Source organism: Saliterribacillus persicus (genome assembly GCF_003337485.1).
In the GTDB taxonomy this organism is placed as follows: Bacteria; Bacillota; Bacilli; order Bacillales; family Amphibacillaceae; genus Saliterribacillus; species Saliterribacillus persicus.
On record NZ_QPJJ01000010.1, the window covers coordinates 40,531 to 64,261 of the forward strand.

The 23,731-nt window shown below is 36.4% G+C and carries 23 protein-coding genes and 2 riboswitches; of the genes, 2 read left to right on the forward strand and 21 right to left on the reverse strand.

Annotation, left to right across the window (positions count from 1 at the left end):
* Positions 1–122: 122 nt before the first annotated feature.
* Positions 123–226, reverse strand: a riboswitch (purine riboswitch).
* A gap of 222 nt (positions 227–448) precedes the next feature.
* On the reverse strand, positions 449–1,504 hold the full coding sequence (locus DFR57_RS12175; RefSeq protein ID WP_114353487.1) for a LuxR C-terminal-related transcriptional regulator: 1,056 nt from the start codon (positions 1,502–1,504) through the stop codon (positions 449–451).
* 247 nt (positions 1,505–1,751) lie between these two features.
* Between DFR57_RS12175 and DFR57_RS12180 the strand changes: the two genes are divergently transcribed.
* Together DFR57_RS12180 and DFR57_RS12185 are read left to right on the forward strand one after the other, a co-directional pair.
* Positions 1,752–2,438: a class I SAM-dependent methyltransferase gene (locus DFR57_RS12180; protein ID WP_114353488.1), complete on the forward strand. Its 687-nt coding sequence runs from the start codon at positions 1,752–1,754 to the stop codon at positions 2,436–2,438.
* Entirely contained in the window at positions 2,420–3,463 is a 1,044-nt protein-coding gene (locus tag DFR57_RS12185) for a saccharopine dehydrogenase family protein (RefSeq protein WP_114353489.1), read from the forward strand. The genes DFR57_RS12180 and DFR57_RS12185 overlap by 19 nt, the downstream gene beginning before the upstream one ends.
* Positions 3,464–3,539: 76 nt before the next feature.
* On the opposite strand, the gene guaA is transcribed toward DFR57_RS12185, so the two are convergent.
* The 20 genes from guaA to DFR57_RS12280 all read right to left on the reverse strand — a co-directional run bounded on the left by guaA (position 3,540) and on the right by DFR57_RS12280 (position 23,723).
* Complete coding sequence (gene guaA, locus DFR57_RS12190) at positions 3,540–5,072, reverse strand: glutamine-hydrolyzing GMP synthase (protein ID WP_245937464.1); 1,533 nt, start codon at positions 5,070–5,072, stop codon at positions 3,540–3,542.
* A 176-nt stretch (positions 5,073–5,248) separates the two neighbouring features.
* Positions 5,249–5,350, reverse strand: a riboswitch (purine riboswitch).
* A 31-nt stretch (positions 5,351–5,381) separates the two neighbouring features.
* Positions 5,382–7,595: a transglutaminase-like domain-containing protein gene (locus DFR57_RS12195; protein ID WP_114353491.1), complete on the reverse strand. Its 2,214-nt coding sequence runs from the start codon at positions 7,593–7,595 to the stop codon at positions 5,382–5,384.
* A complete protein-coding gene (locus DFR57_RS12200; protein ID WP_114353492.1) occupies positions 7,592–8,863 on the reverse strand; it encodes a DUF58 domain-containing protein in 1,272 nt (423 codons plus the stop codon). Before DFR57_RS12200 ends, DFR57_RS12195 begins: the two co-directional genes overlap by 4 nt.
* Complete coding sequence (locus DFR57_RS12205) at positions 8,860–9,825, reverse strand: AAA family ATPase (protein ID WP_114353493.1); 966 nt, start codon at positions 9,823–9,825, stop codon at positions 8,860–8,862. The genes DFR57_RS12200 and DFR57_RS12205 overlap by 4 nt, the downstream gene beginning before the upstream one ends.
* Positions 9,826–10,017: 192 nt before the next feature.
* Complete coding sequence (locus tag DFR57_RS12210; RefSeq protein WP_114353563.1) at positions 10,018–11,385, reverse strand: TrkH family potassium uptake protein; 1,368 nt, start codon at positions 11,383–11,385, stop codon at positions 10,018–10,020.
* A 57-nt stretch (positions 11,386–11,442) separates the two neighbouring features.
* Positions 11,443–12,813 (reverse strand): TrkH family potassium uptake protein, encoded by a 1,371-nt coding sequence (locus DFR57_RS12215; protein ID WP_114353494.1) that lies wholly within the window; start codon positions 12,811–12,813, stop codon positions 11,443–11,445.
* A gap of 206 nt (positions 12,814–13,019) precedes the next feature.
* Positions 13,020–13,466 carry a hemerythrin domain-containing protein gene (locus DFR57_RS12220; RefSeq protein ID WP_114353495.1) on the reverse strand — a complete coding sequence of 149 codons (447 nt, stop codon included), beginning with the start codon at positions 13,464–13,466 and terminating at the stop codon, positions 13,020–13,022.
* Between the two features lie 35 nt (positions 13,467–13,501).
* The gene (locus DFR57_RS12225) at positions 13,502–14,146 is read right to left on the reverse strand and encodes a hypothetical protein (protein WP_114353496.1); all 645 of its coding nucleotides are present in this window, start codon (positions 14,144–14,146) and stop codon (positions 13,502–13,504) included.
* On the reverse strand, positions 14,143–14,541 hold the full coding sequence (locus DFR57_RS12230; RefSeq protein WP_114353497.1) for a TadE/TadG family type IV pilus assembly protein: 399 nt from the start codon (positions 14,539–14,541) through the stop codon (positions 14,143–14,145). The genes DFR57_RS12225 and DFR57_RS12230 overlap by 4 nt, the downstream gene beginning before the upstream one ends.
* A gap of 49 nt (positions 14,542–14,590) precedes the next feature.
* Positions 14,591–15,016: a hypothetical protein gene (locus DFR57_RS12235; protein ID WP_114353498.1), complete on the reverse strand. Its 426-nt coding sequence runs from the start codon at positions 15,014–15,016 to the stop codon at positions 14,591–14,593.
* Positions 15,017–15,019: 3 nt separating this feature from the next.
* Positions 15,020–15,691: a hypothetical protein gene (locus DFR57_RS12240; protein WP_114353499.1), complete on the reverse strand. Its 672-nt coding sequence runs from the start codon at positions 15,689–15,691 to the stop codon at positions 15,020–15,022.
* Complete coding sequence (locus tag DFR57_RS12245; RefSeq protein WP_114353500.1) at positions 15,684–16,061, reverse strand: hypothetical protein; 378 nt, start codon at positions 16,059–16,061, stop codon at positions 15,684–15,686. The genes DFR57_RS12240 and DFR57_RS12245 overlap by 8 nt, the downstream gene beginning before the upstream one ends.
* Before the next feature lie 90 nt (positions 16,062–16,151).
* Positions 16,152–16,730, reverse strand: a complete 579-nt coding sequence (locus tag DFR57_RS12250; protein ID WP_114353501.1) for a hypothetical protein — start codon at positions 16,728–16,730, stop codon at positions 16,152–16,154.
* A 136-nt stretch (positions 16,731–16,866) separates the two neighbouring features.
* A complete protein-coding gene (locus DFR57_RS12255; RefSeq protein WP_114353502.1) occupies positions 16,867–17,445 on the reverse strand; it encodes a hypothetical protein in 579 nt (192 codons plus the stop codon).
* 42 nt (positions 17,446–17,487) lie between these two features.
* A complete protein-coding gene (locus DFR57_RS12260; protein ID WP_114353503.1) occupies positions 17,488–19,197 on the reverse strand; it encodes a PLP-dependent aminotransferase family protein in 1,710 nt (569 codons plus the stop codon).
* A gap of 143 nt (positions 19,198–19,340) precedes the next feature.
* On the reverse strand, positions 19,341–19,511 hold the full coding sequence (locus tag DFR57_RS18285) for a hypothetical protein (RefSeq protein ID WP_170132975.1): 171 nt from the start codon (positions 19,509–19,511) through the stop codon (positions 19,341–19,343).
* A 217-nt stretch (positions 19,512–19,728) separates the two neighbouring features.
* Positions 19,729–20,307 carry a hypothetical protein gene (locus DFR57_RS12265; RefSeq protein ID WP_114353504.1) on the reverse strand — a complete coding sequence of 193 codons (579 nt, stop codon included), beginning with the start codon at positions 20,305–20,307 and terminating at the stop codon, positions 19,729–19,731.
* Between the two features lie 42 nt (positions 20,308–20,349).
* The gene (locus tag DFR57_RS12270) at positions 20,350–21,903 is read right to left on the reverse strand and encodes a hypothetical protein (RefSeq protein WP_114353505.1); all 1,554 of its coding nucleotides are present in this window, start codon (positions 21,901–21,903) and stop codon (positions 20,350–20,352) included.
* A gap of 158 nt (positions 21,904–22,061) precedes the next feature.
* Positions 22,062–23,471 (reverse strand): vWA domain-containing protein, encoded by a 1,410-nt coding sequence (locus tag DFR57_RS12275; protein WP_170132976.1) that lies wholly within the window; start codon positions 23,469–23,471, stop codon positions 22,062–22,064.
* A 48-nt stretch (positions 23,472–23,519) separates the two neighbouring features.
* The gene (locus tag DFR57_RS12280) at positions 23,520–23,723 is read right to left on the reverse strand and encodes a hypothetical protein (RefSeq protein ID WP_114353506.1); all 204 of its coding nucleotides are present in this window, start codon (positions 23,721–23,723) and stop codon (positions 23,520–23,522) included.
* Positions 23,724–23,731 lie beyond the last annotated feature (8 nt).

Here is a 23,731-nt window from a genome sequence, read left to right on the forward strand (position 1 = left end):
CTTATTAACTCCCCTTTTTTCGTATACATGAAAAAGATAAAGACAAATAAAAAACACCTTTAGTCGATAAAGGTGTTCTACGTTACAACGGAACAGAAACCTTACAGCAAGAAAATAACACAAGAAAGTTTCTGTTCCATCGTAGTCAGACCAAATATCCGGTGGTCTGGTAGAAACTCTTGAGCCTTATCCTCAACATTATACGATGAAATATTTAATATTAAATTGAATAATTACATTGTCTATAATACGACGCTAACGTATTTTCGTCAAGAAAAAACGAATGTTTTTATTCGTAATAATAAAAACATTCGTAAATTCATCATTTTTTACCAAGAAAAAATGTATCTTCTTTATTAAAATGATCGCTATCTTATACAAAATTCACTAAGGATATTATCTATAACCCAATATGATCGGCTTTTCCACTATTAAGTCTGGACAATAGCTACTGGTGATGCTTTGAGAACAACTCCCAAATTAATTCATTTCTAGAGGTGACGCCTACCTTTTGAAAAATAATCTTAAAGTGATCCTGTACAGTGTAATACGAAATGTTTAGATTACTAGCAATTTCTTTAGATGGCGCTCCTGTTAAACATTCGAGGACAATTTGTTGTTCTCGATAAGTTAAAGCATAAGCGTCCATCAGATGAAAAGACATCTCCCGAGGTGAAGCATTATTTAAAGAGATGGCTATGTGGGGAGTAGTTTCTGATGCATTATATAGAAAAGATGCAGAAGCAATAATATGGGAACTATTCATTAGTGGGATTATAACTGGTGGAGCATTCTTCTCTCCAGCAAGCAATCTTGCACTGATAGCTTGTATCGGTTTCGGTAGTGACAGAGTTTCTGTTGTATGCTCCGCTTCTCTCAATATATTTAAGTACGTCACTCCTGCTTCATTCATCGATTGTATTTGCATACTCTTGTTTAAAATAATAACGCCATTGCCAATAGAATTCTTCCCTGCTTCTTCAACTAAAAGAGCATGATAATAAGCTTGAAGCGCCTCACCCATAATAGGTCCAAGCTTTTGTAATAACACAATATCCTCATCCGAGAAAAAAACTGGACCAGCCTCTCCTGCTTTTCGAAATAACGTCAAAAAACCATAACATTTATTATGAACCATAAGAGGGGCTCGAAGTTCATCTGAGAATAAATTTGGCTTTAGGATATCCTCATATCTTCTACTCGCATTACTCCCAAAATGATCGCTCAGTCTTCCTACTTTCACCGGCGCTTTTATTAAATTTTTATATGAATTTGTCTCATTACCCTCGTATTCATAGGCTAACAGATCGTGGTGAATTGCATCAATAGATTCTTCCGTTATAGCTCCAACAGAAGTAAGCGTAGTTGGATTCACAACAGTACAGCAATAGCCATCAAAAGAAAGTGAATCTTCTAAAACATGTAGCATTTCATTTCGATAGGAATATGAATCTTGGTTTCTTTTTTGTAACCGAGCAGATATCGCTTTCCAATCCGGAGTCATGTGCGCTTTACCCCCCTTGTTTTTGGGATAGCAGTTTACTAGTGATCATACTATAATTGATAACAGTTATCAACTACATTTATAACGAGAGACTCTTAAATGAAACAAATAGGGTTGTTGTTTTGTCACGCATCATGCGAAAGCGGCAGTTTAATATAGTGATAGGATCGTCTCACTAGAAGCAGCATTTATAAAGGTAATCTTCGTATATAAGGTATCAAGCAAAGTTGGATTTAGGAGGTCCGCAATGAAAATGGGAGATTGGAATAGTCAGAATGCAGAAAATTATTCAAGAACGATACCTCAGAAAATACCGGGTTACGAGCTTTTATATGAACAAATGATAGCCATTATACAAGTAATTCTAAAACCTACTAAAATCTTAGTAGTTGGAGCTGGAGGCGGTCAGGAACTGCTGACTCTTGGGAAAATATTTAAGGATGTGAAGTATACAGCTGTTGACCCTTCAAGGAAAATGCTTAACTTAGCTCAAGCTCGGCTGACTGATATAAGTATCCAAGTAGATTGGTTTGAATCAGAGTTAGCAGCTGTACCAATTACAGAACGATTTGAAGTAATCACGTGTCATTTGATGCTTCATTTCTTAGAAGAAAAACAAGCATTAGTCGAGGAATTAGGTAAAAGATTGAAACCAGGTGGACTGTGCTTTATTTCGTGCATTATTAGAGAGGAAAAGGAAGAGAATACACTTCCCTTCTGGCAGCAGCATATGAAAAATAATGGCATAGCAAATGAAGAGATAGAACAGTTTGGAGTATCTTTGGATAAAACCACCTATCCTGCTTTGCCCTCTGACCTTTATAAGTGGTTAAATGATGCAGGATTTGTGACAATTATACCTTATTTCAAAAGCTACGCAATTGTAGCCTATGTAGCTATTAAAGGAGAGAGTACATGTCAAAAAACGTGTTAATTGTTGGTGGGTACGGGATGGTAGGTGGAAAGATAGCAATAGAACTGCTTAAAGCAACCTCATGGACCATTTATATTGGTGGAAGAAACTTAGATAAAGCTAAAGATTTTTGTAAGGAAAAAGATCTTCATCCACTTTTAATTGATGTTACGCAACCCCTAATTGATGATCAGATTTTGAAGATGGACCTTGTCATTATGTGCTTAGATCAAGAAAATACTGCATTCGCAAAATATTGTTTGGAAAGCGGTGTGAACTATGTGGATATAACGGCTAACTATCCTTTTATGAAAGAAGTAGAGCAACTTTCACATATGGCCCAAAACGCAACTGCTCTATTTAGTGTGGGATTCGCACCAGGCTTGTCCAACTTACTGGCTAAAGATACAGCAGGGAAAATGGATAGGATATCTGAGTTACATATTACCATTATGCTAGGGCTTGGTGAAAAGCATGGCGTGGGAGCAATTGAGTGGTTATTAGATCAATTAAACGAGCCTTACGAGTTACAAAATAGCAAGACAAAGGAAACGGTGTATAACTTTTCCCAAAAAAAACGAACTACTTTTCAAAGGTTTGGTTCACGCAGTAGTTATTTGTTTAACTTTTCAGATCAACATACATTACGTAAGAGCTATCCAGGCTGCGATATTAGAACGCACCTCACTTTTGACGTGGAGTGGGTCAACCGGTTAGTTCACCTATTTCAGGTTCTGCGCCTTACTTCTCTGTTAAAGCAAAAATGGATGCGAAAATGGATAGTTAAATCTATTCAAAAGAGCTCTTTAGGATCTGATATCTGTGCCATCAAAGTAGAGGGGAGGAACGATGAAAAGGGAAAAGTTAATGAGATTAGCCAAGTAATGTATGCTCATAATGAAGCGGCAATGACTGCTTGTATCACAGCTTTAGTGGCTAGAAAGATGATGGATGAAAGTCTGCCTAGCGGTGTATATCATATAGATCATTTTTATCGTTTAGAGGATTTTATACCCTTTATACCAGTGGAAAAGGATAGTTTTTGAGTGCTTAGCACAAACAATGAAGTTTAAAAAAAGAGCTTGGAACCCTCATAAACAAGGATTCCAAGCTCTTTTTATATTATTCCCACTCAATAGTCGCAGGTGGCTTACTCGTAATATCATACAGTACTCTATTGATGTGGCCGACTTCATTTACAATTCTCGTTGAGATTTTCTCTAACACATCCCAAGGGATTCTTGCCCAGTCTGATGTCATTCCATCAATCGAAGTTACTGCACGGATTCCAATAGCATAGTCATAGGTTCTTGCATCCCCCATCACTCCAACGCTACGGATATCAGGTAACACCGTGAAATACTGCCAGATGTCTCGCTCTAGGCCAGCTTTTTTGATTTCATCACGTAGGATTGCATCTGATTCGCGCACAATTTCAATTTTCTCAGGTGTAATTTCACCAAGTACACGAATGCCAAGACCAGGACCTGGGAATGGCTGTCTCCAAACGATTTCATCGGAAACACCTAATTCAGAACCTAATGCGCGCACCTCATCCTTGAATAGTGTGCTTAATGGTTCGATAAGCTGGAATTGCATATCTTCTGGTAATCCACCAACATTATGGTGTGATTTAATCGTTTGTGCTGTTTCTGTTCCACTTTCCACTATGTCTGTATATAATGTTCCTTGTGCTAAATAATCAATTTCTTTAAGCTTTGTTGCCTCATCATCAAATACATAAATAAATTCATTTCCAATAATTTTACGCTTTTGTTCTGGATCAGATACACCTTTTAATTTATTTAAGAATCGATCCTGAGCATCAACCTTTATGATGTTCATCTTAAACTTGTCACGGAACGTTTCCATAACGGTATCCGCTTCGTTTTTTCTCAATAGACCATGATCTACAAAAATACATGTAAGCTGGTCGCCAATTGCTTTATGGATTAATGCTGCCACAACAGAAGAATCAACGCCACCACTTAGGGCACATAATACTTTTTTATCTCCAACTAAATCACGAATTTTATCTACTTCAATATCGATAAAGTTCGCCATTGTCCAGTCACCTGTGCATTCACATGCTTGGAAAACAAACGATTTTAAAATATCATTACCGAATTCAGTGTTTCTTACTTCCGGGTGGAATTGTAGTCCGTAAAATTTCTTGTCTGGATTGCTCATTGCTGCTACTGGAGTGGAAGAGCTTGTCGCTTCAATAATAAAATCAGCAGGCGCCTCAATGATTTTATCGCTATGACTCATCCAAACTGTTTGCGTTTTTGGTGTCCCATCAAATAATGTTGCTTTATCCTTCACGTTAATATCTGCTTTACCATATTCACGTTCATTTGCGCGCTCTACAACACCACCAAAATGATGCGTCATCAGCTGCATACCATAGCAAATTCCGAGTACTGGAATTCCAAGATCGAAAATGCCCGGGTCACACCTGAAGCTATTTTCACCGTACACGCTGTGAGGGCCACCAGACAAAATAATGCCCTTAGGATTTAATTCCTTAATCTCTTCAATCGTTAAGCGATGGGAATGCAACTCACTATACACCCCAAATTCGCGGATTCTACGCGTAATCAATTGATTGTATTGACTACCAAAATCAAGCACTAAAATCATTTCATTGTTCATTTCCAAATCATCCATCTCCTTTATTCACAATCCCGCTGACCTTCTATGTAAAAATAAAAACTGCGAAAGAAAACGTTCCGCTTCTTGAGTTATTCACTCATTATAACGGTTAACGCTCTCTTTTGCAGGTAGACTCGCTTTATATTTTGTTACCTGCCTATAAAAAGGCAGAAATCTACAGTGATTTCCGCCTTCATAGTCCAAACATTTTCGGTGTTTTGGTAGAAACATTTAAGCCATATTCTTAAACATATACGAAGGGGTTGATTCGCTAATTTTATCTCATTCTATCAATCGATATACACCTGGTCAAGGTAATATTTGACCAATTAAATTTTCAAATAATTCTGTGAAATCATCTTTTTCATTCGTTCCCGTGTTTTCTCGGTAAAGATTTCGCTCACGTATCGATGTGATTTTTGACATGTCATCCGTGAGAAGCCAATCATCTATAGTCTTTGCATACTCTCTTAAAGTCTGCCCCTTTTCACGTCTTTTTACTTTTTTCTCTAATAGCATTAATAAAAAATTGTAGCTATGCTCGACATTGTCCTCTTTTAATCGTTTTTTCGCACGTTTCTTCCAGTACCACCGTTTTATATCATCTCTTTTTCTGTAGACCATGAATAAAAGGGCTACTAGCGCAATAATAGAAACAGTAATGATCCATTTTGTAAGATTCACACCAGATCCGGATCCATCTCCACCCGCTCCTAATGCATTCTCATCTTCTAGGTCGAGCTCTTGGCCTGCTGTTTCTTCTGTTTCTTCTTCCTCTTCAGGTGTTGTGTCTTCTTCTGGTGTTGTTGGTTCATTAGGATTATTTGGATCAGTTGATGCCTCTTCATAAAAATCAACTGGATTAACAAAGCCACTGGTTGGTTCAAAAGGGACCCATCCTATATCAGGGAAGAACACTTCTACCCACGAATGGGCATTGTTATTCGTTACTTCGTATAATTGGTATTCAGGCGGTAGACTAGGCTGATCTTCAGCCATCTCTCCTCCTGTAAATCCTTTCACCCATCTTGCTGGTATATCAAGGGAACGAAGCATAACAACCATGGAAGTAGAAAAGTTATCACAATAACCTACCTGTGTTTCAAATAAAAATTGGTCGACATAATCTTCGTCACCTTCAGGTACAGGTACATCTTCTGTTTGATATAAAAATCCATTGTTTGAAAAATAACTTTCTATTTTCTTTGCTTTTTCATATCTACTTTCGTCCTCATCTACAACCTCTGCAGCTAACTCTCTAACACGCTCAGGTAACTCATCTGGGAGCTGTAAGTATCTGTCACGGATTGACTCAGGATCATCTCCCTCCACCTCTTGTAATCTATCTACAGAGAAAGATGGATACTGATACTCCACCAAATAACTCAAGTTAATATCTTGTTCTGATAATTCTGCTTCAATCATCCCGGAGGCGTTATCCATAAAAAATTGGGTGCTCGGACCGCTGTTAAAACGTGCCACACCATATGGATACACTACTTTAGGCAAATTAGTTTCCTCGGCAAATTGGATAGATGCCTGGTAATCAGTAGTTTCTACATCACTGCTAAAGCTTTCCCATTCCACTATTCCATCTTCTAATGGTAAGTAGTTTAAATCTGAAGATCTTCCCCAGCCTTTTCCTGTGTATATATCTTTCGACTCAATACGCCAATACTGCCGTTTAGGTGCAATGGCTTCAAACACTGGTGAATCATCAGCTAAAAAGGAACCTCCTAGCCTGGAATCATCTTCGCCGTAACCGACCTTTCTTACTGTATCCCCCTCTTGAAAGCCTGCATTCTCAGCGGTGCTTTTAATAAAGGGCACAGGGTCTGGCCATTGCGGGTCGAATTTAGGAGCAAAATATCCGACGACTGTTGCAAGTACTACCATAGCTAATAATGGTATGATCCAATATCCAGAAAGCTCTTTCGCTGTAGTCGTTGCTTTTTCGCCCTGATTCTCTTTCATGTAGTGGGTAATTCCCATGGCTACTAGAGAAATGACAAATGTCCTGACAATAGCACTGCTACCATCGTACATTGTAAACGTGTCTACAATCGCAACATAGATAAATGTTAGCAGGATAAATAAGAAAAATCGTTTTGCAATTAAGAACCAGTAGTGTAAAAGATAACTCATGAGCCATAATAAAAGGAAAAATAATAGACTCCTAAACAATGCTGTCATTTCCTGCCACTCTTGCTGCATGATAATATCAATATTGAATCCAACATGTAGCCTTAATTCATCGAACCATGCCGGTGAAAAAAGTTGTTCCGGTAAAAATAAATAATCGATGGCGATAAATAAAGTCATTAATTTAATGAATGAAACAAGAAAAGGATTTTTAACATAATACGAAACTCCAAAACAAATAGCAGTGTAAATGACAAAAACATACACACTACCCGTGTCGGTAATTGTTGCAAGTGGTCTTAACCATTCCCAAAACAATAAAAATCCTGCTAGATAAATAAAGAAAGGATAAAAGTCTGCTAAACTTTTGTGATTATTCATGATGTGATTTTCACCTCAATTTCAGGTCGAAGTAGCTCTCTTTCTGTAATTAGTCTCACTTGAATATTAGCGGAGGCTAGAGAATGTTTTATGTTTTCATCAGCCGGTGTTACCTCTTTTTTCGCTTTTAGGAGAAATACATAAATATGTGGATGAATCTTTTTTAATTGAAGGAACATTCTTTGCTTCGCTTCATCTAATCTTCGGATTATAATTACCAGGCTTACTCCTTTTGGAAAGCGTTTATAATCATTCTCAAATTGCCTAACGAAAGCATCATTTTCTTCTAATGTCACAGATGCTAAGTAGCTTTGAATCTGATTTGTTTGAAACTGTAAAACCGTCGGCGGGAAATAGACAGAAGACTCTCCAACTGATAAGAAACTAGCTGCAAAGTGTTTTCGTTGTAAAACAGATAATAGGGAAGCAACTAAGTCGATCGTTCCTTCAAAAGCAAGCTTGTTCTCTGATTTTCCACCACAAAGGTCCAGTACCACCCCTAATTGTGTGTCCTTTTCCTGTTCAAATTCCTTCGTCATCACCGTATTTTTACGTGCAGTGGTTTTCCAATCAATCCAAGAAAACCGATCACCAGGAATATATTCACGCACACCAGAAACGATATTTGTATGCTTTTCATTAACAAGCGTGGAGGGAGAATTTCCAGAATCAAGCTGTCTTGCCGTTTGCAGTAATTTTATTGGTTTTATTTTAGGATAAATAATGAGCTCATTCTCAGTTTCGATAATCGCCTCTTTATTGATAAAACCAAATAAATCCCCCGTTTGAATGCGTATTGCTTTTAGCTTGTGCTTGCCTCTTGGTAAATGATTTAAATAATAAGTGACGATTTTTTCTCTTTTAAACCAAGGAAAAATGAGTGTCCGCATGCTTCTTTTCTCATTGTATCCTTCTGCTCTAGTCATTTCCTGGTACTTCATCTTGCCAATATCAAAATAATGGATAGAGTCCGAGTATATTTCTTCTATTCTCAGGTACATCAGTGGAACAGGGTATTTTCTTTTGATTTCAATATCAACTTGCAAACTATCGCCTGCTTCAAGGTAACTCTTTTTTATATTTCTTGTCACGCTAAAATTTGATAAAGGATAGAATAAAAGTGTAATCATATATACGAGGAGAGGAACTAAACTGTAGAATAAAAACCAGCTTACAAAACCACCTTGAAACATAGCATATGCAAATAAAAGGAAGATTAAAAATAGAAGCTGAACCATCTTCAATAATTCGCGTAAAATCATCCTCATCTGCTATATTCCTTTGTAATAGGTACTTCTACTTCTGTTAGAATATCATGAATAATTCGATCAGCTGTTGTCCCCTCATATTTTGCTTCTGGATTTAAAATAAGGCGATGTGCTAACACAAATGGAGCTAAATATTTAATGTCGTCAGGAATAACATAATCTCTATTTTGAACGAATGCGTATGCTTTAGCTGCTTTCATCAAGGCAATCGATCCCCTTGGACTCGCACCTAGCTGGACTTTATCATCGCTTCTAGTTTTCGTTACAATTTGAATAATATATTTTTTCACGGTTCGGTCTATATAAATTTTTTCTATCAATTCTTGAATAGCTAAAAGCTCTTCTTTTTGCATAACCGCTTGAATTTCTTCTATTGGGTGGCTTTGATCTGTTCTGTTTAACATTTCTAATTCATCTATTTCATTGGGGTAACCCATCCGTAATTTAAGCAGAAAACGATCCAACTGCGCCTCTGGAAGTGGATAGGTTCCCTCATAATCAACTGGATTTTGGGTCGCCATAACAAAAAATGGTTTCTCTAATGACTTTGTCATGCCATCTACTGTTACATTCATTTCTTCCATCGCTTCTAGTAGAGCAGATTGGGTTTTCGGGGAAGTTCTGTTTATTTCGTCCGCTAGCACAATATCACCGAAAATAGGGCCACTTCTAAACTCAAACTCTAATTCTTTAGGGTTGTATATCGATACACCAGTTACATCTGAAGGAAGTAAGTCTGGTGTGAATTGAATTCGTTTAAAATTACAATTTAAAGATTTCGCCATCGCTCGAACAAGCATTGTCTTCCCAACACCAGGTACGTCTTCTAGTAACACATGCCCCTCTGCTAAAAAAGCGACTAAGCTTAGTGTTGTTACTTGGTCTTTTCCAATCATTACACGACGTATATTTGCTAAAATATTAGATACTTGATCTTGATAATAGCTCATTTCTTGTTCCATTACATCTCACCGCCCTATTAGATTGATAGCATTGTAAGTTGCTGCATCTACCCTTAACTATACTACAAACAATCCTGTATCGTATATGAATAAGCATATTAATTCTGGATTCCTAAAGGTAAAAATTCAAAAAAATAGCAACCTTCCAATCATTGAAGACTGAAAGATTGCTAACTTTGTTAAAATAATTGATTAACCAATAATAACGCGTTCTTTTGGATAATGGAATTTATCCTGTGAAGCATCTCCTCGAATAAGAAATAGAAAGGAGAATACGCCAATACGTCCAATAAACATGAGGGACATGATCACTGATTTTCCGAATGAACTAAGCTCAGATGTTATCCCCATTGATAGCCCAGTTGTACCAAAGGCAGACGTAACCTCAAATATAATTTCTATTAGTGAAAAATACTCGGTATGCGCCAGCACGATAACAGAGGAAGTACAAAGGATGATCGCAGTTGCGATAACAACAAAGGACCTTAACATATCTTCATAATCAATTTCACGCCCAAATACCTTTATACTCGAATTCCCTTTTGCATAGTTATAAATTGTCAGTAGCATAATCGCAAAGGTCGTTGTACGAATACCGCCACCAACACTGCTCGGTGAAGCACCTATAAACATTAACATACTAATAAAAAGAAGCGTTGGTAATCCAAATTCAGACACATCCATGGTGGAAAGTCCTCCACTTCTTGAGGTAACCGATTGAAACAAACTATAAAAGAACGTCTCATGCCATGCTTTGTCTGAAAAGAAAGCTTCTCGTTCTAATAAAAATATAACCACTGCACCTACTACTACCAACCAGAAAAAGGTGGTAGTCGTAATTTTTGTAAATAAGGAGAATTTATATCGATCATTTACACCGTTAGTCTTTCCTCTTAATAATTCTTGTACTTCAATTAAAACAGGAAATCCGATTGCTCCTAAAACAATCAAAACCATATTGATGAATTGAACAAAATAATCATCGGCGAAAGGAATTAGGGAAGCACCAGTGATATCTAAACCACCGTTTGTAGTGGCACTTATCGCACCAAAAAACCCTTGAAGCATGGCATCCTGCCATGTATCGTAATAATTCAAAAAGTGAATCGTTAATATAATAGCACCAATAAACTCAATAACTAATATTAGTTTAAAAATCTCCAGCATTAAGCGAACTAAACCAGATAACGTCTTTGTATTTTGTTCTACCATAATCATTTTTCGGCTTCTGAGTCCAATTTTCTTCCCTAAAACCACCCATACAAAAGTACCCGCAGCCATAATACCAATGCCTCCAAGATGGAGAATGACTGCAATCGCTATTTGACCTGCTGCATTGTAGGTGTCAGGAATGGATATGACTGTTAAACCTGTTACGCTTATTGCGGTTACGGCTGTAAACAGCGCATCGATAAATGGTAATTCTACCCCTGGATTTCTAAAAGCAGGTATACTAACAGTTAATGTTGCAAATACTACCGCTAATAAATAATAACTTACCACTATATGTATAGCAGACCATTGTCTGAAAATGCCCCGTAATTTAGTTAATACACCCATCATTTAGATTTCCTCCATCTATCGCTTCAGTAAACTAGTCGATAGTTTATCACAATTTTAACCGATAATCATCTTTTCTTTTGGATAATGGAATAAATCTTTTGCCCCATTACCTCTAAAAATGAAAATAAAAGAGAAAATTCCGATTCTCCCTACAAACATCATTATCATAATAACTACTTTTCCAAAGCCGGATAACTCCGGTGTAATTCCCAACGAAAGACCAGTCGTTCCAAAGGCAGAAAACACTTCAAAGGTAATCGCCATATTGGATAATGGCTCGGTCCAAATTAAAAGGATGATTGCAGTACTAACCAGAGTTATAGCAGTGAATGCTACTACGAAAGAACGGATCACATCCTCTTGTTCAATCTCTCTTCTAAATATTTTTATAGCATTATTTCCTTTTGCATATTGTAGGGTTGCGAGAAATATAATCGCAAAGGTTGTGGTTCGAATTCCTCCACCCACACTACTTGGAGATGCACCAATAAACATTAATGCACACAGTATCAATAAGGTTGGCACGCTAAAGTCACTCATATCCATCGTAGCTAGTCCACCATTTCTTGTGGTGATCGATTGAAATAAACTATAAAAAAGTGATTCATGCCACGTTTTATCAGCGAAAAAGGCATTCCTCTCAAAAAGATAGATAAAAAATGCACCGACTACTATTAACGCACCGAAAGTCACTGTTGTTACTTTTGTGAATAAGGAGAAATGATATTTTCCTTCTACATTTCGGTATTTCCCCCATAATACTTCCTGCACCTCAATGAGGACCGGAAAACCAATAGCTCCAAGCACAAGCAGAAGCATTTGAATAAATTGCACAAAATAATCATTCGCAAAAGGAATTAAGGAGCTCCCAGTAATATCAAACCCTGCGTTTGTCGTCGCACTAATTGATGCGAAAAAACCTTGGATAAACGCTTCTTGCCAGCTATCAAAATAATTCAAATAATAGATCGATAAAATAATTCCACCGATAAGTTCAATAATCAGGATTGTCCGTAAAATTTGAAGCATTAACTGCACTAATCCGGATAGATTGTTTCGATTTTGATCGATCCGAATTAGCTGTCTACCTTTGAGTCCGATTCTTTTCCCAAAAACAATGTAAATAAAGGTACCAAGCGTCATAATTCCGATACCGCCAAACTGTAAGACAAAGGCTAAGACAAAATAACCGACACTATTAAATGTGTCTGCTGTTGAAACTACCGTTAGTCCTGTAACACTAATAGCGCTAATGGCGGTAAAAACAACATCAATAAAGGATAAAGAGACATTTTCTTGATGGAAATATGGAATGCTAAGTAATAGGCTAGATCCTAGGACTGCAATCGCATAAAAGCTAACAATTAAATGGATACTAGATAAATCTCTTATTTTCCTGTAAGTTTTACGTATGTATTCGAACATTTTGGACGCTTCTTTCTTTTTTAGAATGACATTTCGTGAACACTTTTAATTGTCTATCAATGAGTAGGCTAATTATATCAAATAACTACAAGGTCCACTAGAACTCTTTTGCACGCACACGGTATTTTCATGAAAAAAATCGCAGACAGAAAAAACTACAGATATTTCAATATATCCGTAGTCTCTCTTTCTTTACATAAAGTTTTTTAAAATCCACTGTAGGAATCGCGGTGAAAGCGACCATTTGCCTGATATAAATAGTTTTCAGGTACCGCTTTTTCAATCATTGGAAAAATGACACGCTCCTCTAAGCGTACATGCTTTTCAATCAGCTCACCAAGCTCTCTGAAAAGGGATCGATCAGCTCTTTTAGTGGAACGAACTTGTTGCACATAGCTTCTAATTTGCACGTGCTGTAAGAGCATTTCTTTAATTTCATCTTTATCTACCGATTCATATTGCGCATACAGTGGTAGAAGTACTTCTTCCTCATCCCGAAAATGATCTTCTCCGTCCATTTCCCAGAAATGGATCACATCTCTTGTCATTTTTTGAATGCTACTATTTTCATCAGCTTTTTTTAATTGATTAGCCATCATTAAGGTGTGGTGATGATGGTGAGAAAGTGGATATAATGCTTCATGTCGTTTCAAGCAAGCTCACTCCTTTTTTCTCCATTATAACATGTTTATTGATAAACATTTTCCATGTAGCGAAGGACTGGCCCGTAGCCTTTTCCATCTACTTTTTGCTCGAAGGAAGAAATCACTTCACCATCCGAAACACTTTTGAAGGTAGCGGTTCCTTCTACTTCTATTCTCCAATCGGTATTTGAAAATGTTACAATCGTATCTGAACCATTTCCATCATTATCTTCTACGATCGTGCGAGCGGCAGAGCGATATTGATAAGAAAGATTAACACTCGAAAAATGGTTACGTATCGTTTGCTTCAATAAAATATGTTGATCAATTTCATTTGGCAATACGTCATTTAATGCTTTTATGTAAGCTTGTGTACTTGAATTGCCAATTGCTTGATAATCGTTTTTCTTCTCATTAATGACAGTTTCTAACTTATCTCCACCACGAGTAATGCGAAGCGGAATGGATAATGGATCGTCATCAAATTTTTCAATAGCATTTTTTGTTTCCTCAATTATCACAGCAGTACTTGCCATCGCAGCTTGCTCCGTTGCGTTTTTGGCCTGATTTCCTACTACAAATACTTTGCTTATATTAGTAAGAATTAAAAGTAAAATCCCTACCATTCCCAAGATCCATATTAAATAGAACATAGCATTCCCGCGTTGATTATCTAACTGCTTTCTCATTGCACAAGCACCTGACTTACAATCGATTCCTCGAGAGAAAATGAAGTAGTTGATCTCCAAACATCTGGAACAAAAATCAAATAATGCTCTGCTTCTACATTTAATTTAAATTTACCATTTCCATTTAAAGTAACAACATTCATCGAGCTATAATTTAATACATCAGAAGACCCAATCGATTGTTGTACAGCATCTTGTGCTTCATTAATATCCTGTGTTGCAGCAAATATTTTTGCCCCTTCATTCGCAGCACTCTGTACCGTATGGATCGCATACCCAGAAGCTACCACTTGCCATAAGATAATAAAGAGCATGAAAAATAAAGGTAATATGCCTAGAAATTCAAAACTAAGCGCACCATTCTCATTTTGAAATTGCTTGAAAAATTTCTTCATTGTTTGCTCTCCCGTCTCTGACTTACGAACAAGTCCAATTTGTTTAATATCAATCAGCTAATTTATTCATTTTAAATTGCAAGTACCAAATATGAAAAATAAATACCAAATACTTATTAATATTGATATCTTCAAATTCTTTTTCCAATAGTTCTTTCACGCGAAAAACAGAATAATATAACAAACCTAGGAAATAAAAAGCTAATATTAAATCGATTGAATCTAGAATATATAAACCATATAAGGTAAAGAAAACTTCCCCAATAAAGGTGATGGTGAGTGATAGGAATAAATATACGGTAACGACAACCCACCATTTATAAGGCACCTCGGAATTAGTGGTTAGTTGTTTAAAGACTACTTTTCTGCGCAAAAACCAAATACCTATGTACCCTCCAAGTGTCACAATAGAAAGGAGGACAGAGAGGAATATATTTCTTTTTTTAAATGGTGATTGACTATCTTTTTCCTTCATAAATTATGTCCTCCTACTCATAATGGAATGATCCTCTTTACAGTACCTAAATGTTAAAAAGAAAATAAGCAAAGGATAGATTAATGCATTAACCAGTGCTCTAGCAATTCCGTATACATAATAATTATTTTCAAAGCTAGCGAAAACAAGCATCATAAAGCCCCACACAAGAAATTGCAAGCTTACAATGATTAGAAAATCTACTAACAAAAAAATATTCTCATTCTTTAGCACCGTACCTACTCCACTAAAAACATCTTTTATTTTCTTCCTACCAACAAAAAAAGGTAATAACAGCATAATGCTAAAACAGATAAAGGTTGGAATAAATAAAAGGATACTTCCATAAATCCCGATAATAAATAATGGCAAACTAACCAACACAATAATTCCAATATGCTTAAAGAATTCCAGCATTAACTGTAGTAACGTCGGTTCCTCTTGATCATTGATATCCCTTTTAGCCATTAATTGAAAGCTTGGAATTAATAAAGTGAAATTAAGTATGATTAAAAATAATGCATATAAATTTGGATATTGATCATTCGTTAACTGTTGATAAAAATAATTGGTAGCAAAGTACATAAACAGCGTGACAGGAATCGTTAAGATTAAACTAAGTAGAATAATCTGGATAAGATGGCGATTGTATAATTCGAATACGTTTTTAATCATAGGCGTTTTGCTCTTTTCTTTTCAGAATTTGAATAAAGATAATGGCAGTTATTAACGCTACAACCGTGCTTGCTGTTAAATTATCTCTAACCACATCAGGATTTAAAAATACAGGTATTCTTAATACAAAAATAGAAAATAAGAAATTGATAACCGTTAATGTTATTCCTCCCAAAAAAGCTGCAAAATAGGGAGCTTTTCTATTCCACATCGGACCAAATATGCCAATACTTATATAGGAAACTAGAAAACTAATAATAATGGTCCATTCCATTGCAAGCGCTTGTATAGTCCCAATTATAAAAGATACGATTACAGTTAATAATATAGATATACCAAGTGCTTGGATAAACCCTTTTGCATCAAACATATGAAGCCTCCTTTATTTCAATCGAATCAATCCACCTGAATAGATTGTTTACTAATTTTCCATTCTATTGAAAGCTTGTTTAAAAAAATGCTATTTATTAACAATTTCATCCATATCCTTTGGTTTGATTAGAAAGACTGGCGCTGTGAAAAATAGTAACAAAGCAAATAAAAAACTAAAAATAGCAATCACATTCGCTTGGGGATTAGAGGTTGATAACGAATGCGTATATATTGATGAGCCAAATCCTATAATCAATAAAGCAAAAATCAAATAGATTTTTCCTAACTTCGATTTCGCGGGTTTTTGAATCCCAAATGCTATTTCTTTTGTAAAAAGATAGGGTAATAACACCATCACCACTAACATCACGACTCCAACCCAAAAGACAAATTCCAAATAATAGACTCGTAACAATGGAATAGCCATAAAAATACCTAGTTCTATTACCATGACATACGAAAGTAAAGAGAAATAACGTTTACTTTGATGTTGATGTTTTTTCCAAAATACATAAAAAAGCACAGTCGCAATTGCTGCTAATACAAAATTAAACAGGATTACTGATGTACTAATATCGGGGACCACACTCCCTAGAAATCCCAATCCAAATAAAAGAAGTGATGTACCTATGATTCGACTTTCTTTAAAAGAAACTGTTTTATTCATTATTTCACTACTCCTTTAACAAGGATAAGATGGTGGGAGTTACCTCTCTTTACACTTTTAACGCGACAACTGTACTTATAAAATAGTAATCATTTTCTTGAATCTGTTCCGTTACTACCAATTAATAAGCAAAATGCTATTCATTAACAATTTCATCCATATCCTCAGGTTTGATTAGCAACACTGGCGCTGTGAAAAACAATAATAAGGCAAGTAAGAATGCAAAAATGGCAATTACATTCGCTTCTGGATTCGAAGTAAATAACGAATGTGAATAAACAGTTGCTCCAAATCCTATAATCAACAAGGCAAAAATCAAATAGACTTTACCTAGCTTCGATTTCGCTGGTTTTTGAATACCAAATGCTATTTCTTTTGCAAAAAGATATGGCAATAACACCATAATCGCTAACATCACGACACCAAACCAAAAAACTAATTCTAAATAAAAGACACGTAACAATGGAATAGCTGCAAAAACACCTAAACCGATTATCATCACATACGAAAGTAAAGAGAAATAACGTTTACTTTGATGCTGATGCTTTTTCCAAAATACATAAAAAAGCACAGTTGCAATTCCTGCTAAAACAAAATTAAATAGCATTAATGGAGTGTTAAAGTCTGGAATCACACTCATTAGAAAACCCATACCGAATAAAAGAACTGATGTAGATATAATACGGCTTTCTTTAAAAGAAACTGTTTTATTCATTATGTCTATACTCCTTTAGGAAGAGAATACTTGGAGGGGATTTTACCCTCCAAATAATCCCCCTATTTTTGAAAGTCCTGAAGAAATTCCATCTGCAGCCCATTTCGCTCCTTTTACTACTCCATCATAGCCTTTTTTCACTGTATCTGTGACTGCTTGTTTGACTCGTCTTCCAGCTGGTGTCCCATTGATAAGGTAGGTGGTTGCTACACCGGCTAACAAACCAACACCTGCACCTACTATGGTTCCGACCCCTGGCACTACAGATCCCGCTAACGCTCCTGCAGCAGCACTAGAAGCCATTGAACCAACTGCAGTAGATGCTACACCAATAGCAACGTCGGTTGTTAATGAGGCAGCAAAGTCCGTTGTTTTTAAGCCGCTTAAGTCAGAAAATCCTGATGAATGATCATGAATTGAACCAATAGATGTTAATGCTACACCAACAGGCCCACCTAGTTTCGCCATGTTTGATGGTTTCCAGAAACTACTGGATAAAACATTCCAAGAACTATTTAGCGCTGATTTGGTAGAGGAAGCAACATTACTAAACATACTTCCTGCCCCGCCGATATTTTTACTTTGAAGAAATGCATTATACCTTGCATCACCAATTCTTCTTGAATTAGGCCCAAATTGTACATCGTCTCCATCAAAAGAATATTGACGATAACGATCATAAAGCCAATTAGCTGCGCCATTATTTAATTGATTTTTTCCATATACGGAATACTTCCCATCTGCTAATTCTTTAAATTTAAATCCTGCGTAGATAGAAGCTGCTCCTTGTGCCACGTTATCAGCAAAGCCAAAGACATATCTTTTAGCATCACCTAGAAAACCAGTAACTTGGCTAAAAAGACCTTTACTATCATTTGTGGTTCCAAAAGCTGCATTTAAGAAGGATGTTGTATTTTCTCCTGAGTCTGCTGCATTTCCACCATTAGCGGGATTTCCGCTTGTTGCATTTCCATTTGTCGGATTCCCATTCGTACTTCCACCTGTTAGTAACCCATTTCCGAGTGGCGTATTGCCGGTTGCAAATGGACCTTGACCATTAATAGTTGCGCCATTATTACCGGTATTGCCGCCATTTATTCCATTCCCAGGTCCGTTTGGATTTCCACCGTTTACAGCTGAACCGTCACCACTTCCACTTCCGCCATCAACTGCGTTACCATTTGCACCGCCTTGACCGGAATCAACTGCATTTCCACTGTCAACGCCATTTCCATTTGCTGACCCGTCTCCACCCGCAATGGCTTGACCATCGTTTGTGGCATTTCCGTTATTACTTGAATTACCTCCAGTAACAGCTGAACCATTCGCACCGCCATTACCTGCTTCAACCGAATTACCAACTGAACCAGTTTCCCCGCCTGCCACTTGAGTTCCTGAATTTATCGGGGTTGAACCAAACTGCACGAAAGAGGGTTGCCAAGGTGCATTTGGAGTGATGAATACTCCACCAGTTAAAGGATCTGCTTGAATAATTGGCTGTCCAGAATTCCAATTGTTACTTGAACCTGGGTTTTGCCCACCTTCAATCGCAGAACCATAGTCATAAACATCACCTGGGGCAATAAATTGACCACCTGAAATTGGCTCCCCAGGAGTGATGGCTTGACCTGGATTAATGGCTTGACCAGGTGTGATAAAACTAGCATAGCCTACAACTGGAAAAGCAGTCCAAAACAGGACGGTACTAATTAAAATTATCGATATAATTCGTTGTAATTTGTTCCTCTTCAATAAACTCACCTTCTTCCTATTAATTTTTTCAGTTATAGATGACATTATTTGATCAATACCTGAAAAGAAAATCTTACTAGATTAAGAGAAAGTTAGATTGCCTTAATCGTGTTCGGTTGATTACTCTCTTTTACCTGATCTCACTATTCTGCATTCATTTGATATTTTTCTTCAATCGATTCTTGATAACTCTCTTTATTTATTTCTTCTTTGCCTTGAAAAGTTTTTGGAGAAATATTCCCTCCATCTTTTAAAACACAAAATAAATTTTGAAGTAAATCTTTTTCCTTCGTTCTAAATGGATTTAGATCCACTATTCAACTAAATATCACCAAAACATTCCATGCTACACTTAATTGATTTTATCTAGTCCTTTTGTTAAATCACTATGTTAATACTTCTTTAAAAGAAATCACGAATATCGAAATATCTGCTAAGCTCACTCATTCCTAGTTCAAAAACTGTCTTTTATAAAGAAGTTAGAATTCTCTCTTTAATTTACGGTATTTACCACCTATTAATAACAAAATGCTATTCATTAACAATTTCATCCATATTCTCTTGTTTAATTAAAAAAACTGGAGCTATGAAGAATAATAATAATGCACATAAGAATGCAAAAATGGCAATAACATTAGCGTCTGGATCAGAAGTTGATAACGAAACAGTATATACTGATGAGCCAAAGCCTATAATCAATAAAGCAAAAATCAAATAAATTTTACCTAATTTCGATTTTGCGGGTTTTTGAATTCCAAATGCAATTTCTTTTGCAAAAAGATAGGGCAATAACACCATGGTTATCAACATCACAATACCAAACCAAAAAACAAATCCCGAATCATATACACGTAATAATGGAATAGACGCAAATATTCCTGTTTCTATTATCATCACATACGAAAGCAAGGAGAAGTACCGTTTACTTTGATGTCGATATTTTTTCCAAAATACATAAAAAAGTACAGTTGCAATTGCTGCTAAAACAAAATTAAACAGGATTAGTGGTGTACTAATATCCGGGACCACACTCATTAGAAATCCCATTCCGAATAAAAGAAGTGATGTACCTATGATTCGACTTTCTTTAAAAGAAACTGTTTTATTCATAATTACTACACTCCTATAACTTGGATCATTTGGCAGAAACTTTTACCCGCCAAATAATGCCCCTATTTTTGAAAAGCCTGAAGAAATACCATTAGCAGCCCATTTCGCTCCTTTTGCTACCCCATCATAGCCTTTTTTTACAGTATTAGTAACGGCATCCTTCACTCGTCTACCAATTGAGGTTCCATTAATAAGATAAGTAGTAAATATGCCAACCAATAAACCAAAAGTTGCTCCCACTATGGTGCCAGCTACTGGGACCATAGAACCTGCCACAGCTCCTGCAGCAGCACTTGAAGCTATTGAACCAATTGCAGTAGAAGCTACACCAATAGCAACATCGGTCGTTAAAGAAGCCGCAAAGTCGGTTATTTCAAATTCATCTTTTTTTTGAGTATGTTCATATATTGAATCAAACGAAGTTAATATAATACCAACAGGACCACCTAACTTTGCCATATTTGATGGTTTATAGAAACTTCTAGATCCTAAATTCCAAGAGCTATTTAACGCTGATTTAGTTGAAGTAGCAATATTTTTAAGTAGGCCACCCGTTCCCCCAATTGATTTACTTCTAAGAAAAGCATTATATCTTGTTTCCCCAATTCTTCTTGATTGAGGTCCGAATTGTACGTCCTTTCCCTCAAAGGAATATTGACGATAACGATCATAAAACCAATTCGCTGCTCGATTATTTAATTTATTCTTGCCCTTTACACCATAATATCCATCTGCTTTTTCGTTAAAATCAAACCCTGCATAAATAGAAGTTACCCCTTGCGCAATGTTATCCCCAAAATCAAAAATATAAGTTTTGGTGTCAGTAAGAAAACCTTTAACTTGACCCAAGAACCCTTTACTATCATCTGTTGTACTAAAAGCTGCATTTAACAAGGAGATATTATTTTCTTCTGATTCTGAATCATTTTGACTTGTTGAGTTCCCACTTGTGCCATTTTCATTTGTCGAATTGCCATTCATGATACTTCCTGTTAAGAACCCATTTCCATCTAGAATATGTCCAAGCGAAGTGTTTCCGGTAGCATAGGGGGCTTGACCATTATTATTCGAGCTTTCAATCCCACCGTCTACAGCTAGACCGTCATCACTTTCACTTCCTCCCACGTTAGCATTTGCACCGTTCTGACCAGAATCAACTAAATTTCTACTGTCAACGCTATTTCCGTTTGCTTCACCTTCAACAGTTGAATCGGCTCTCTCTCCTGCCACTTTTATACCTGAACTTATTGGAGTTGAATCAAATTGAAAGAAGGATGGCTGCCAAGGTGTATTCGGAATGATATATACTCCACCAGTAAAAGAATTCCTTTGAATAATCGACTGCTCAGAATTCCAATTGTTACTTGTACCAAGTTTTTGTCCATCTTCAATCGCAATACCATACTCATAAACCTCTCCAGGCGCAATAAACTCACCACCTGAAATTGGATCTCCAGGAGTGATTGCTTGACCTGGATTAATGGCTTGACCTGGTGTGATGAAACTAGCATAGCTTACAATTGGAAATGCAGTCCAAAACAGAATGGTGCTGATTAAAACTATCGAAATGATTCGTTGTAATTTGTTCCTCTTCAATAAATTCACCTTCTTCCTACTAATTTCATTAGTTAAAGATAACAATTTCATGTTCAGTGTCCCAAAAGGACACATAGCATAGAAATCTTAACTAGATTAAGAGAAAGGTAGGGTGCATTAATTGCGTACAGTTGATTACTCTCTTTTACCTGATCTCACTATTCTGCATTCATTTGATATTTTTCTTCAATAGCTTCAATCGATTCTTGATAACTTGCTTCATTTAAATCATCTAATTCTTGTTCTAAGCTATCCATTTCTTCACGTACCCAACGATGATATGCAGAGTTTTTCTTATCCAGCTTGTGAAATGTTTCTGAAGATATTTCCCCTGCCTCCTTAAGGGCATGTAGAATATTATAAATCGCTTCTCTTTCCTGTGTCTCAAGGAGTCCTTGATCTACTATATAACTAAAAATAGCCAAACTATTTTGTGTTTCCTTATAGCCTGCCTCTTTTTGGTTCTGTTCTTTCCAATCACTCCACGCTTCGGCGAGTTGATTGATTTTATCTAATTCTTTTGTTAATTCACTTTCATCTCTAACCGTTTGATAAATACCCTCGACCGAGTCTGCGATTTCTTGTAAATGATTCTGTCCCTCATTATCAACATCAAATCCAAGCACATTAATAATCGGCGTAATATTGGAGTTATATAGATTTTTGGCTGCTTCGACAGGATTCGTTTCACAGGTTTCAATCCCATCACTCACGAGGTAGACAATATTGGTATTTTGCTTGCCATCAAAATCTGCTAGGTCATTCTGCGCTTCTTTTAATGCTAGCCCATTGGGCGTCCAGCCTGCAGGATTCACTTTATTTAATGCTTCCTTAAATGCTCCGCTTTCATATGACTTGTAATCGTATATAATCTCAGAACTACTACAGGATAATTCTTTATCACTATCATCACCTGTTCCTTTATGCCCGTAGACACGTAATCCAACATTCGCTTCTGTAGGCAGGGCTTCTAAAAATTGAACAATCGCATCTTTGGCAGCAGCCATTTTGGTCTTTCCGTTCACTTCCTGTGCCATACTACCAGAAGCATCTAACAGGATAGAGATATTTAATTGATCTTTAAATTGAAATCTTGTGTCTTCGATCTCAGGATTGCCAGCAAACTGAAATTTCATTTCCTTTAATAATTTATCAGGTCCATTAAAGTCTTCTTGAACCAATTTCAATAACTCCCTGTACACATAGTCTAATTCTGCTGAAGTTGGTTCTTCCGGTATATCCGGAATACCGTCTACTTCTTCTAAAATTTTTTCTTCTTCTATTAGTAAGCCATCACTAAATAAATATACTTTCCCTGCATACTTCCCTACTGGAAGTGCTTCTAATTCTTTAAAGTTTGAAGGGAGAGGATCCGCTTCGATCGTTACCGAAGCTTCTTCACTCTCCTCCTCTTCTTCCTTCAATTCATCTTCTTCAGTAACTTTTTTTTCCTCATCAGGGGTTATTACCTGACCTTCTTCTAGGTTTGTTGATTCTTCTTTTACTTCTTCGTTACATGCGACTAATAGCAGTAGAATAAACGCAATGTATGGAATTAATTTTTTCAAGGAAACTAACACTCCTATTCATTTGACATTCAACTAATTATGAGATTATTAACCTACCATGTTGCCTATCTTTGTTATAATTTTCGATATGATCTGTTCAATACCTCCCGATTGATTACTAACAGCTGTTGAAATAATCCCTAGTACTAAAATTAATAATGCTGCGATTCCTAACCATTCCAGTGATTGTGCACCCTTTTCATTTTTTAATGGGGTTGTCACCTTTGTATATAAAGCTAGTAATTTACTCATGTCCAAAC